Here is a 13,169-nt window from a genome sequence, read left to right on the forward strand (position 1 = left end):
GTCAACGCCCTTTCCGAAAATAATGGATTGCTATGCGAATCGCTGCAATGATAGCATGTCCGATGCGCAGTCGGAGTATGCAAAGAAAACGAATATCGAGCCGGGTCCGGGAAAAATCCGGCACGACCATAAGCTTAGGCTCCGTATATAAGGTTATATAGCGCCCGAGAATCGCAAGTGCAACATTTTTGGCAGTCCATACCATGCCGCTCACTGCGCCTGTCGCCGCTGCCTCTCCCACTCCGACATGCGTCTGCCACTCCAAATTTTCACCGAGCACGCATTTAAGTGTGGTACGTAAAATCTCGTCCATATCGTACACACGCCGCCGTACATCCATGAATGTACGCTTCAACTCTGCAATTGTATGCGGGGTAATCCACTCTTTCTTTTTCCGTTCCTTTTCCTCCGAAGCCGAGTCCGTGCCGGCATCGGCTTCCTCCGCTATTTTTACCCCGGTTCGCAAGTTCCGAAGCTGAAGCATATTGGCATGGATTCGATAGCGAAGCAGCCTCCCGTATACAGATAATTCAATCTCCAAATCATCATTTTCCGCCTGCCGCCGGTATACGATCTGGATACGCAGCGATGTAAACCAGATGATGAGCAGTATTACACCGGCAATACCCAGGCCAAGCAGCCACCCGTTCATGTCCTCCACCTTCCCTAGTTCGTAGTGTGGACGTAATTTCCTGTTTCATGCATCCGGGTGATCAATTTTCCATATTGAGAAACTTTCCCCACGTATCTGCGTCAAACCTCATAGTAACTCGTACATAAGGAAGTGAATGATTTGAATCGCATCTTTTTGCGCTCCCTGCTCAGCTGTCTACTCACAGTCAGCCTGTTTGCCGGGCATGCGCCGCAGTCTGCATCTGCCGCTGCTGCATTTCATGATATTAATGACCACTGGGCCAAAGGACAAATCCGCTCGCTTGCTCAGCAGGGTATTGTAACGGGAATAAATTCAGACACGTATGCGCCGGACCGGCCACTCACACGTAGCGAGTTCGTCGTCATGCTAGCCCGTGTTTTTAAAAGCGATTTGAAAACAAAAGGTTCAGCTTACGAGGTTAAAAAATACTACCGCGATGTAGACGTATCCGATTTTTATGCGGATGAACTTGTGCGATTGAATCGGGCAGGCATCATTGATGATCGCGGCTCCTTCTACGGGGATCGTTACATTACCCGGCAGGAGATGGCGCATTATCTAGTTAATGCCTATAACTATTTATACGGTCAGAATTTATCTACGTTCGTCAACGCAAACCAGAGCTCCTTTACGGATTCCAGCAAGATCTCTCCCCGCTACCGGGATGATGTTGTCATCGCAGACAAGATCCACCTCATCACCGGGCGTGACGGAGGGAAATTCGCTCCGCGTGATACACTGACACGCGGGGAGGCGGCATCCGTGATTTATCGCTTCAGCCAGTTAATCCCGTATGAGGACAAGGGCGTGCGATCCGGCCCTAGCCTTGCGAACATAAATGATGCTTACTATAAAAACGGTAAGCTCTACATTACCTTTACGTATTCATTAAGCGGCGCCGGCTATAACGGACAGATTATCGTCATTACCCGCTCTGGGAAGCAAGTGAAAATTGATGTCGAACCGGTTAAACTTGATGGGAGCTCTTCAACCGGCCACTTCAAGCAGACCCGTACCATCACCATTGAAGAATCTGGCGTCCAAACGATTTTCGTTCGCATGAACGGAAAAGAGACCGCCCGTTTTAACGTCTAGACATACATAAAGAGGCAGCCCGCATATGGCTGCCTCTTTTCATTTTCTTCTGTATAACGCTGTAGTTAACCGCGTGCCGGAAGGAAAATCCCTTCTGGATCGACATTTTCATGCAGAATGCGGAGCTCTTCATATGTCGGAAGCTCTGTTTCACCTTTACAACGGGTAAAATCAAGCTCAAATCCTGTGTTCTCCTGAAGCTGTTCGCGCGTGATACCCGGATGAATCGTATCAACATAGATGGTACCTGCTTCTTCATCAAAGCGGAATACCGCCATATTCGTAATCACCGCGCTCGGTCCTCCGAGAAACTTTTTCCCGTATACGTCTTTGCGATGCGCGAGTGTTCCTTCCGGCCATTTGCGTATCATCCAGCCCGGGGATGTAATATAATCAACACTTTCTTTGAAACGGCGCTTCTCCTGTACCATAATAAACACAGTTCGTTTGGCAAGCGAGTTAATATCCGGATTGCCGCCGCTGCCCGGGAAACGCACAGAAGGAGACGTATAATCACCAACAGCGGTTGTGTTTACATTACCGTATTTATCGATCTCAGCTCCACCTAGGTACGCAAGATCGACTTTACCGCGCTGAAGCTGGTTAAATACATCAAACAGACCCGATGCAACAGAAGCCTGGGTAACACAACGTGGGTCCCCTACCGAAGATGGGAGAGAGTCTCCCCTGGAATCAATCGTACCCGCCTCGTAAATCAGTTTGCTGTTGGGTGCATTCACTTTTTGCGCGAGCATAATCGCAAGCATCGGTAATCCGGTTCCGGCAAATACAACCTCACCGTCTTGCACTTCACGAGCAGCCGCAACAGCTAACATATCTACAACCGAGTACTCACCTGGTTTTACATATTGTTTGTCTGTCATTTTAACGCGACCCCCGTTTCACTTTTGTACTATATTTATGATAAGAATTAGCGCGAAGCTTCTCTAAGCGAGAGAAACCTAGCTTGTCCAAATATTCATCGTGATCTCGCACACCGTACACCCATTCATCTACCCATGCACGAAATCCTTCTTCTGTTTTGCAAGCGGATGCAAACTCACGAATAAACGCACCGTCTACGTCATAACATCCGTATGCTCCGGTCGGATGCGCCGCCCATGGCAGTTCAACAATCGCATCAACAAGATAACCTGGAACGAGATTACGCTCTGGTTCCTCGCGCAAATACGATTCCGGCACGATTTCTTCTGCTAGTACAATGACTCGATCCGCAGCTTTAATCGCCTGCTCATCGGAATACGTCTGCCCACTGATGCGGATCGTACCCTCTTCCCCTACCTGCTGAGCATGGACAATGCATACATTCGGACGCACAGCTGGCACATGAATCACTTCCCCTTCATTGTAGAACGGGTCCTGTGCGTAATCGAATTTTTTCACAGGAATTTTGTCATTGGCACCATTGCGCAGTCCGGCACGCTCAAGCATATCGTACTCTGGATTCAAAATATCGGTTCCACGCGATGCCCATGTTGGCATATACGGAATGCCCATCGCACCGGCCGCCATACGGTACAGCATATGCTGATGGCTGTAATCCTCCGCAATAATCGTTCCTTCTTTTAACTTTCTATCCAGACAGTACGGCACTTTACCATACAGTTCATGTCCTATCCAGCACGATTCCCAGATCGACACAGCTCCTGCTCCAATCAAAAGTTCAGCATGTGTGCCTGAGTTCACTTCTACAAGATGAAGTCCTTTCTTCCCCTGGCGCAGCATTTCATAAATAGCCGCCATCGGGCGACGCCAGATTACAAAACCGCTAAATGTGATCATATCGTTATCGTTGATCATCTGAATTGCTTCCTGCAATGTGCAGCGTTTGTCCTGCATATGTTTCTCTCCTCCTTATGTATGAATCTAAAAAGCTTATACACCCCTATCTACTTATTTTTAAATAAATTCTGAATTATGTCCATCCTTTTTTTGAGCGAGCGCTTGCTTTGTTTATTTTTAAACATAAACAATAGAATTTTCTAAAAAAAATAATTGCTCAAAAAACAAATTTTTAAACTGTTTTATACTATTTACCATTTACTTACCCTTACATTTGTTTTACAATTCAAACATATGTAGCAGAAGTTATATAAAACAATAAATTACACCACAATAAAATGCTTATTGTTTTATGCTTCTGAAACACATGAACTTTTATCGTAAAGGAAGTGGGAGTATGAGTTTATTTCGCAAAAAATCAATCGCCGACCTACTAGCTCACACCAATAATAAAGAGAGTGGTCTCAATAAGTCTCTCGGCGCCTTCGACCTTACGATGCTTGGCATCGGTGCAATTGTCGGTACGGGGATTTTTGTACTGACAGGCGTTGCAGCAGCCAGGCATGCAGGCCCCGCTCTGATGCTGTCGTTCATTCTTGCCGGTCTTGCCTGCGTATTCGCCGCTCTCTGCTATGCAGAATTTGCATCATCCGTACCTGTTTCCGGAAGCGCTTACACGTACAGCTATGCAGCATTCGGGGAGATTTTCGCCTGGGTTCTTGGTTGGGATTTAATTCTGGAATACGGTCTTGCCAGTTCAGCCGTCGCAAGTGGCTGGTCCGGTTATTTCCAACACCTGCTGGACGGGTTCGGCCTTCATCTGCCTACCGCATTAACAAGCGCGTACAACCCGGCCAAAGGAACATACATTGATCTTCCAGCCGTGTTGATTATTTTCCTGATTTCACTTCTCCTAGTACAAGGTATAAAAGAATCAACCCGCTTGAATAATATTATGGTTATGATCAAAATTACGGTTGTTCTTCTTTTTATCGCAGTAGGTGTCTGGCATGTAAAGCCAGCGAACTGGTCTCCTTTCATGCCGTTCGGATTTAACGGGGTTACTACAGGTGCCGCCACGGTCTTCTTTGCCTATATCGGATTTGACGCTGTATCTACGGCAGCAGAAGAAGTTCGTAATCCGCAGCGCAACATGCCAATCGGTATTATCGCTTCTCTTTTGATCTGTACCGTTCTTTATATTGTTGTCTCTGGTATTTTAACGGGAATGGTTCCTTACACACAGCTTGATGTAAAAGATCCGGTTGCGTTCGCCCTGAAGTTTGTTCATCAAGACTGGGTATCCCGTTTTGTAGCACTTGGCGCCATTCTTGGTATTACAACGGTTCTGCTTGTTATGCTGTACGGCCAGACGCGCCTGTTCTTTGCCATTAGCCGTGACGGTCTGTTGCCAAAGTCTCTCTCTAAAGTTAACGAAAAAACGCAAACCCCGGTTATTAGCACGTGGGTCACTGCTGTGCTGTGCGCATTCTTTGGCGGTCTGGTTCCACTGGACAAGCTGGCAGATCTTACAAACATTGGTACACTGTTCGCATTTACGGTTGTTTCCATCGGCGTTATCGTACTGCGTAAGAAACAGCCAGATTTAAAACGTGCATTCCGCGTTCCATTTGTACCTCTTGTTCCGATTCTTGCTGTCGTATTCTGTGTGTATCTCATGTCCAAGCTGCCAAGCATAACATGGATCGGTTTTCTTGTCTGGTTCGTTATCGGAATTTTCGTCTATTTCGCATATGGGTACCGTAACAGCGAGCTTAGTAAGCGCCCATAATCTTCTCTCCATCTATTTTTACAAAAGAAAGAGCGGTCTCACTCAATCTGAGACCGCTCTTTTTATATCGGTAACGTTCTTACACTTGCTGTGTTTTGCGCTCTTTTTCTGCTTGACGCAGTTCAACACGACGGATTTTACCGGATGTTGTTTTCGGCAGATCGCTTACAAACTCAATCTCACGTGGATATTTATACGGAGCTGTAACATTTTTTACATGATCCTGCAATTGTTTGACCATTTCATCAGAAGCATCCGCTTCATTACGCAAAATCACAAATGCTTTTACGATGCTACCACGTACTGGGTCCGGACTTGCGACTACGGCGCACTCTTTAACAGCCGGGTGCTTCACAAGTGCGTCCTCTACTTCGAATGGCCCGATTGTATAGCCGGAGCTGATGATAATATCGTCAGAACGACCTTCAAACCAGTAGTAGCCATCTTCATCCGCTTTTGCCTGATCACCCGTGAGATACCAGTCGCCACGGAAAGCGGCTGCTGTACGCTCCGGATCGTTCAAGTAGCCTTTGAACAAAGCCGGTACACTGCGATGTACGGCAATATCACCCACCTCACCAACTGGAACTGGATTGCCGTCTTCATCAATAATCGCAATCTGATTGCCTGGAGTCGGGCGGCCCATGGAGCCTGCTTTCACTTCCATTCCTTTCAGCGTACCGATAAGCAACGTGTTCTCTGTCTGACCGTAGCCATCACGCACTGTTGCATTGAAGTATTTTTTGAACGTATCGATAACTTCCCGGTTCAGCGGCTCGCCCGCACTTACGGTACTGTGCAGATGTTCGAGATTGTATTGGTCAAGCCCTTCTTCTTTCGCTATAATGCGGTACTCGGTTGGTGTGCAGCAAAGCACATTTACTTTGTACTGTTCAAGCAGAGACAGGTATTTTTTCGGGTCGAATTTGCCAAGGTACACAAGACCAGTTGCGCCTGAACCGAGTACCGAGATGAACGGGCTCCAATTCCACTTCGCCCAACCCGGGCCCGCTGTCGCCCATACGATATCATTCTCGCGGACATCAAGCCACAGCTTCGCGGCTACTGCCTGATGCGCGTATGCCCAGCTGTGCGTATGAATAACACCCTTCGGATTGCCCGTTGTACCGGACGTATAATTCAGAAACGCGATATCGCCTGCGCGTGTATTCGCAGTTTCAAATTGTTCGCTTTTGCCTTCCATTAAGCTATTAAATGGTAGCCAACCTTCCTTTTCGGCTCCAAATACAATGTAATTCTCAATCGTACGGCATTCCAGACGCACTTCATCAATACGATCTGTCAGATCATGATATGAAATAATCGCCTTCGCGCCAGAATGTGTGGCACGGTATAAAATATCTTTTGGCATGAGCATCTCAGACCCCGGCAAAATAACCGCCCCGATCTTAAGTGCTGCCATATAGCTAATATATGCCTGTTCGATGCGCGGCAGAATAATGATAATCTTATCCCCTTGCCCGATCCCAAGCTCAACGAGTCCGTTCGCAAGACGGTTGGATGCTTTGCTTAACTCCCCATACGTAAACTGCTTCTTTTCTCCTTCTTCACTTTCCCATAGCAATGCGAGCTTATTCGGATCCTGAGCATGGCGCTCAATATCGTTTACCATATTATAGTATTCTGGTGCATGCAACTGCGGATTGGTCATCTCCTGATCCTCCTGAAAATTTTTCTTTAGCATGAAAACGGTTACTTTAAACTTTATTCTTCATTTTTCCGCTGTTTCCTTCCTGATTTCTATAAAAGTACAGAAAAATTTTTATATACCAAAAAAAAGAGGGTGGCATTTGCCACCCTCTTACATCCACCTATTTACTTATGCACGGCCACCGAGCTGTTGTTCAGCCATTTGAACAAGACGCTTCGTGATCTCGCCGCCTACAGAACCATTCGCACGAGATGTAGAATCCGGTCCAAGCTGTACGCCGAACTCAGAAGCAATTTCATACTTCATTTGATCGAGCGCGTTAGCCGCTTGTGGTACTGCCAGCTTGTTTGAGCTGTTGTTGTTAGCCATTGTTGTCACCTCCTTGACTGGTGTACCTATAGAATGTCACGGTACAAGCAGCCTCATGCGGAGAACTCTAATGTAAATGATGGAAAATTCAAACGAACGACTGATGAGTGTGCCTGCGCCACCATAAACCGACTCCAAGTACCAGACCCGTAACCAGAATCGGCACGACCCAGGTCAGCTCATATAGTACAGGAGCAATATGCTGCTGCACTACCTCCTCCTGAATGATCATCGAACCAGCTGTATATGCAAGAATTCCCGCCCCAACATACACAAGAACCGGAAGTCGATCCATCAGATTTGCAATCAGATTGCTGCCAAACATCAGCAACGGAATGCTGAAGCCCAGTCCAAAAAGAAGCAGAACGAAATCCCCATGCGCCGCTCCCCCCACAGCCAAAACATTGTCCAGACTCATTACAAAATCAGCGACAACAATCATTTTAATCGCAGACCAGAGCGTGCCACTAGCCTCAATGCCATCACCCTCCGCCTCTTCACCTGCCAGAAGTTTAAAGGCAATCCAGGCAAGCACAAGCCCGCCTGCTGCTTTTAAATACGGAATTAACAGTACCCACGCGGCGAGCGCAGTCAGGATCACACGCAGTGCTACCGCTCCCCCGGTTCCCCAGATAACAGCTTGCTGTCTTTTTTCTGGTGGAAGTTTACGGCTGGCCATGCCAATGACCACTGCGTTGTCTCCGCTGAGTACAATATCAATAATGATAATATTGACGAATCCAATCCAGAAAGACGCGTCCATATCCCCACCACCTTCTATGGTGAAGTATATTCGACAACAAGACAGGCTATGACCAGAGTGCGCTTCCAACACAAAAAACACGCCCGCAATCGGACGTGTTTTTCACGACAAAAATAATTTTTTCTTGTATAGCACAATTTTTTGCGGGTCAAACTGTAGCACTCCTTCCCGCTTCAATTGGCTTATCGTACGGCTTACGGTTTCCCGTGTTGTTCCGACCATACTAGCAATATCTTGGTGAGTCAGCTCCATATGAATTTCATGCGCTTCCTCTGTCTCTACGCCACTTGTACGAGCAAGCGAGAGAAGAGTGTTAACAATTTTCTCACGCATATCTTTGCTCAGCACATCAGAGAGACGCCGCTGCAATTCGCGGATCTTGCTTTCTAGAATTTGCAGCAGACGAATACAAAGACGAGCGTTACTCTCCAGAAGCCGGGTTAACTCCCCTACATTAATGGAATACAAAACCGTATCCTCCAACGTCTCCGCTGTGGCCGGATATGGACTGCCGCCAAACATGCCAACGTGAGGAAATAAATCCCCTTCCTGCAGAACATTGACGATCTGTTCCCGTCCGTCTTCCGTTGTTTTGTACACTTTGACCCGTCCGTATTCAAGCAAATAAATCGCCGTGCACAATTCCCCTTCATAAAACAAAATGCCCCGTTTTTTCATCGTACGGCGCGACATAACACTAGCGATAGAATTCCGTTCTTCCTCTGTAAGCGGCGCAAACAGCGGTACCCCACGCAAAAAGGTAAGTAATTGCTCGTTATCCACGCTTCACACTTCCATTGAGTCGCGCTCCAGTATCTTCCTTATTCCCCTCAAGCCGCCTCTCAAACGTCGCGCGCCAACTTGCCGACAAAGCCTCCACATCCAGCAAGCGGCGAATTCCATCTCGATCTTCTTTATTATAATGCATCAGCTGATTCGCACAGGTAACCGATATGCCAGCCGGATCGGCGGACAAGCGGCGAAGCACAAGCCCGGGATCAGCTTGAATACTTCCGGTCTGGATAACCCGGAAGTAAAATCCGGTTCGTCCCGTTTCCTGTACCCATAGCGCCATATCCGGCACACCGTAGCGCTTCGCCAGCTTGTGGCATGGCTGACGGGGCTGGCTGACCTGGACAATGGTCTCTCCTAAAGCAAATGTATCTCCAATGCATACATCTGTCTCAACAAGACCATTCACCGTCAAATTCTCTCCGAACGCCGCAACCGGAAGAACACGACCGAGACGTTCCTCCCAGTATGGATAATGCTCGAATGGATACACACATATCGCCTTATCCGGTCCACCATGATGCTTTAGGTCCGCCTGACCATCTCCTTCGAGCCCTTCTGGTCCAAGCATTCGCTCTCCATTCACTGGCTGCTTGGCAATTGCACTCTTCCAGCGAACGCCCCCCGTATCATAAGAGACAGGAAGTCCGATATTTACCGCTTTTACGTATGCTTGCATCTGCTAACTCCCTTCTTGCATCTGACTTCATTCCTGAGCCATTATACGGCAAAATGCTCTTTTTCCACAAATCACAATGTAGTCAGGACTTTGCCTCCGTTTACATATCTTTATACCCAAAAATAAAACAGGTATTTATGCTTTTTTTACTATTTTTTATGAACTTTATATGGAAAAAATCATTATCTCGTATTAATGTAAAGAGTATAAAACTTTTATAAAGAAAAGAAAGATGGGACTACATGAATACGAAAATTTTAATTGCTGATGATGAAGATGTATTGCGCATGCTGATCACGGAAACGCTCGAAATCGAAGACTACGAACTTGATGAAGCGCAAGATGGACTTGAAGCCTATGAGAAAATTATGAAGCACGAATATGACCTTATTCTGCTTGATCTTATGATGCCAGGAAAAACAGGACTAGAAGTTTGCCAACTTGTACGGGCTGCAGGTAAAACAACCCCGATTGTGATGCTGACAGCCAAAACACAAGCAGAAGACCGGGAGAATGCCGTCAAGGCTGGTGTGAATTACTTTTTCGCTAAACCATTCAGCCCAATGCAGCTTCTCGGCTTTATACAGGAGATTCTGGAGGAAAACCCTTTATGAAAACGAGTATTGTAAACCGCCTGCGGCGTTTTCTACTCATTCCCCTTATCGCAATTCTGGCACTGTCAGCTATTTTATGGACGTTCAACCTTCGTGAACTGAACAACTATAATACATCTATGTCCAATCTACTTGAAAAGCGCAATCAACTGCGCCTCGTGCAACATAATGTTGAAGGGCTTGTTTCTGAACTACGTGGCTTTATGGCCATGCGGAATGATTCCTTCCTTACCTTGATTGATACACGGCAGGCAGACGCACAAAGTCAAATTGAGGCCTACAGCCAGCTTCCACTAACCGGGAAAGAGCGAACATTCATTGAAGGAATCAAACGTGATCTCAAGGTATATACCGATAAAATTATCCCGGAAGGCATCGCCCTTACTCGGGCCGCCAACTACCAGGCAATCAATACGAAAGCAGGAAATTCCCAGACCGGTTATACAAACTTTGTTAACAGCATCCGCAATCGCTTGGAAGCTCAGATGGAGGTATATACCGATGATATCGAGCAAGTACAAAAAGAGCACCAGCGCTACATCATGTATTCACTAAGTGGGTTCCTTAGCCTGCTCATTATGATTTTGATTTTGTCCTACTGGGTTACAACGCGCTTTGGGCGCGAGATTGGCAAGCCGCTCGACGTGCTGACCGCTTCTGCACGTCGCATATCGCAGGGCGAGTACACACTCATTCCACCGTTGAATCATGATGATGAACTTGGCGAGCTTGAACATGCCTTTAACCAGATGGTGCGTCGAATGGAAGAAAAAGAGAGCGATCTCTTATCCCAAAATGATGAATTAACCGCTCATCAGGAAGAACTATACGCGCAGCAGGTAGAGCTTGAAGAAGCCGTCCAGAAGCTGACGGACAAAGAAAATATTCTCCTTCGCCGGAATCAACTAAGCACATCGCTTGCAACTGAAATCGAAGTCGAAAACATGCTCAAACAAGTACTCGACAGCATGCTTGACCTCACAGGTTCTCAGATTGGCGCCGCGATTATACTTGACCATGAACTGAAAGACCGTTTTGTAAGTAAAGGAATCTCTCACGAGCAGATCGACATTCTGCTTGCGCATATTTATGAAGGAATGAGCGGTCGTGCTATCGCTGAGAAAGGCGTGTTAACACTCGAACGTATGGCTCGCACCGACGAGAGTGGACACCATGCATCGTATCCTGTACATGATTTATACATGCCACTTTTGAACCGGGATGATGAGGTCGTAGCGCTGCTAGTCGTCACCCGTCTAAATGGATACGCCTTTACTCACGCTGACCTGGATGAATTCAGCGCACTCACCCGCCAGATTTCACTTGCCGTAGAGAATGCGGTCGTGTACAAAAAGACCCAGCAGACTAGTCTACTTAACCAGGCGATTCTAAATTCAGCGCTCGAAGGCATCTGTCTCATTGATCCACAGGGTGAACTGCTTGCTGTGAATCATTCCTGGTGTGATATGTATGGAGTTGAAAAGCCCGAAGACATTCAAACACTCACTATGGCAGAATTATCGCAAAAAATTCACCAGCGCTTCAAGCAGCCAGACGAGATGTTTGCCTTCTACCATCAGGCTATTAATGGCACGCTTGATGAAACGCAAGAACTTACTGTTGAAATTATCCAGCCGACATATCGGGTTATTCGCATGTACTATCGTAAAGTTATAAACGATCATGCTGGCGTTATTGGTTGGGTCATTGTCTGTCGGGATATTACACGAGAGCATGAGATCGATCGAATGAAATCCGAATTCGTTAGCACTGTCAGTCACGAACTTCGCACGCCGCTATCAAGCATTCTCGGCTTTGTGGAAATTATGCTTCAGCGCAAAATTAATCCTGACAAACAAACACGTTACTTGAATACAATTTATAAAGAAGCGCGTCGACTGACCAACCTGATTAATGATTTTCTTGACGTACAGCGCATGGAATCCGGGCATCAGGAATACCAGAAAGAAATGATCAGCTTACGTAACGTTGTAGAAGAGGTCATAAGTGCCCATCACTCCGATATTCATCCGATTCGTCTCGATTGCCGTACGTTGCAAGATACCATATGTGCGGATCAAGAAAAGATGCAGCAGGTTGTGACCAACCTGCTAAGTAATGCAATTAAGTATTCGCCAAATGGCGGAACGGTCACACTCACAATTGATGTGTGCTCGGAACGACCACAAGATGTATGTCTTCACATTACAGACGAAGGTCTCGGCATTCCAGAAGATGCTATCTCTCACCTGTTTGAAAAGTTTTATCGAGTGGATAATTCTGACCGCCGTAAAATCGGGGGAACCGGCCTTGGGCTTGCTATTTGTTCAGAGATTATAAAAGCCCATAATGGCTTGATTCATGTCTCCTCCATGCTTGGAAGCGGAAGTACATTTACGATTTCACTGCCGACAGCGATCACTTCCTCGCATGGGCTGCTTTACGCACCTCCTGCTCCTGAATCGACAAACAGTACACCCATAGTCGAAAAGGAGCTTTCTGGACATATTCTGATCGTAGAAGATGATGAAAGCTTGCGTGCGTACCTAGCTGAAGAGCTCGGTAACTTTCTTACGCAAAAGGGAATTAAGATCGTTCATGCATTGAATGGGGAGCAGGCATTACAATCCATCGCAGATGATCCACCACTTCTTCTCATCCTCGATATTATGCTCGGAGAAGGAAAAGACGGCTGGGAGATTTTACAGGAAATAAAGCGCCAGGAAGCCTATCAATCCATTCCGATTGTAATCTCCAGTGCACTTGAGGAACGAGAAAAAGGAATTGGATATGGAATCTCCGAATATTTAATTAAGCCGTATGCAGCTGAAAAACTTACATCAACCGTTTGGAATCTGCTTCAACAGCAAGAAGCAGAAGGGCATGTATTTATTCCCGAAGATCAAGAAAAGGATTAAAGGAAAAGAGTGAGAGT

Annotated in this window: 12 protein-coding genes; 4 read left to right on the forward strand and 8 right to left on the reverse strand. The window is 46.6% G+C overall.

Annotated features, from left to right (window positions below; all coding sequences use genetic code 11):
• Position 1: 1 nt before the first annotated feature.
• The gene (locus CB4_RS16930) at positions 2-652 is read right to left on the reverse strand and encodes a DUF2953 domain-containing protein (RefSeq protein WP_096466930.1); all 651 of its coding nucleotides are present in this window, start codon (positions 650-652) and stop codon (positions 2-4) included.
• Between the two features lie 141 nt (positions 653-793).
• Here CB4_RS16930 and CB4_RS16935 point away from each other — a divergent pair, with 141 nt between their 5' ends.
• The gene (locus CB4_RS16935; protein WP_172890913.1) at positions 794-1,750 is read left to right on the forward strand and encodes an S-layer homology domain-containing protein; all 957 of its coding nucleotides are present in this window, start codon (positions 794-796) and stop codon (positions 1,748-1,750) included.
• Between the two features lie 65 nt (positions 1,751-1,815).
• Here the strand turns inward: CB4_RS16935 and CB4_RS16940 are convergent, their stop codons facing one another.
• A complete protein-coding gene (locus CB4_RS16940) occupies positions 1,816-2,634 on the reverse strand; it encodes a CoA-transferase subunit beta (RefSeq protein WP_096466932.1) in 819 nt (272 codons plus the stop codon).
• 1 nt (position 2,635) lies between these two features.
• Positions 2,636-3,610, reverse strand: coding sequence for a CoA transferase subunit A (locus CB4_RS16945; RefSeq protein ID WP_096466933.1), 975 nt, complete (start codon positions 3,608-3,610; stop codon positions 2,636-2,638).
• A gap of 340 nt (positions 3,611-3,950) precedes the next feature.
• On the opposite strand from CB4_RS16945, the gene CB4_RS16950 reads away from it, so the two are divergent.
• The gene (locus CB4_RS16950) at positions 3,951-5,345 is read left to right on the forward strand and encodes a branched-chain amino acid transporter BcaP (protein ID WP_096466934.1); all 1,395 of its coding nucleotides are present in this window, start codon (positions 3,951-3,953) and stop codon (positions 5,343-5,345) included.
• A gap of 79 nt (positions 5,346-5,424) precedes the next feature.
• Here the strand turns inward: CB4_RS16950 and mbcS are convergent, their stop codons facing one another.
• The 5 genes from mbcS to CB4_RS16975 form a co-directional block, all read right to left on the reverse strand.
• The gene (mbcS, locus tag CB4_RS16955) at positions 5,425-7,017 is read right to left on the reverse strand and encodes an acyl-CoA synthetase MbcS (protein WP_096466935.1); all 1,593 of its coding nucleotides are present in this window, start codon (positions 7,015-7,017) and stop codon (positions 5,425-5,427) included.
• A gap of 168 nt (positions 7,018-7,185) precedes the next feature.
• Positions 7,186-7,386: an alpha/beta-type small acid-soluble spore protein gene (locus CB4_RS16960; RefSeq protein WP_096466936.1), complete on the reverse strand. Its 201-nt coding sequence runs from the start codon at positions 7,384-7,386 to the stop codon at positions 7,186-7,188.
• A gap of 88 nt (positions 7,387-7,474) precedes the next feature.
• Positions 7,475-8,149: a TerC family protein gene (locus tag CB4_RS16965; RefSeq protein ID WP_096466937.1), complete on the reverse strand. Its 675-nt coding sequence runs from the start codon at positions 8,147-8,149 to the stop codon at positions 7,475-7,477.
• A gap of 102 nt (positions 8,150-8,251) precedes the next feature.
• Positions 8,252-8,932, reverse strand: coding sequence for a Crp/Fnr family transcriptional regulator (locus CB4_RS16970; RefSeq protein ID WP_096466938.1), 681 nt, complete (start codon positions 8,930-8,932; stop codon positions 8,252-8,254).
• The gene (locus tag CB4_RS16975) at positions 8,925-9,620 is read right to left on the reverse strand and encodes an MOSC domain-containing protein (protein WP_096466939.1); all 696 of its coding nucleotides are present in this window, start codon (positions 9,618-9,620) and stop codon (positions 8,925-8,927) included. Before CB4_RS16975 ends, CB4_RS16970 begins: the two co-directional genes overlap by 8 nt.
• Positions 9,621-9,862: 242 nt before the next feature.
• Between CB4_RS16975 and CB4_RS16985 the strand changes: the two genes are divergently transcribed.
• Both CB4_RS16985 and CB4_RS16990 read left to right on the forward strand, forming a co-directional pair.
• Positions 9,863-10,234, forward strand: coding sequence for a response regulator transcription factor (locus CB4_RS16985; protein WP_096466941.1), 372 nt, complete (start codon positions 9,863-9,865; stop codon positions 10,232-10,234).
• Positions 10,231-13,152 (forward strand): ATP-binding protein, encoded by a 2,922-nt coding sequence (locus tag CB4_RS16990; RefSeq protein WP_096466942.1) that lies wholly within the window; start codon positions 10,231-10,233, stop codon positions 13,150-13,152. The genes CB4_RS16985 and CB4_RS16990 overlap by 4 nt, the downstream gene beginning before the upstream one ends.
• The last annotated feature ends 17 nt before the right edge of the window (positions 13,153-13,169 follow it).

Source organism: Aneurinibacillus soli, from assembly GCF_002355375.1.
GTDB lineage: Bacteria > Bacillota > Bacilli > Aneurinibacillales > Aneurinibacillaceae > Aneurinibacillus > Aneurinibacillus soli.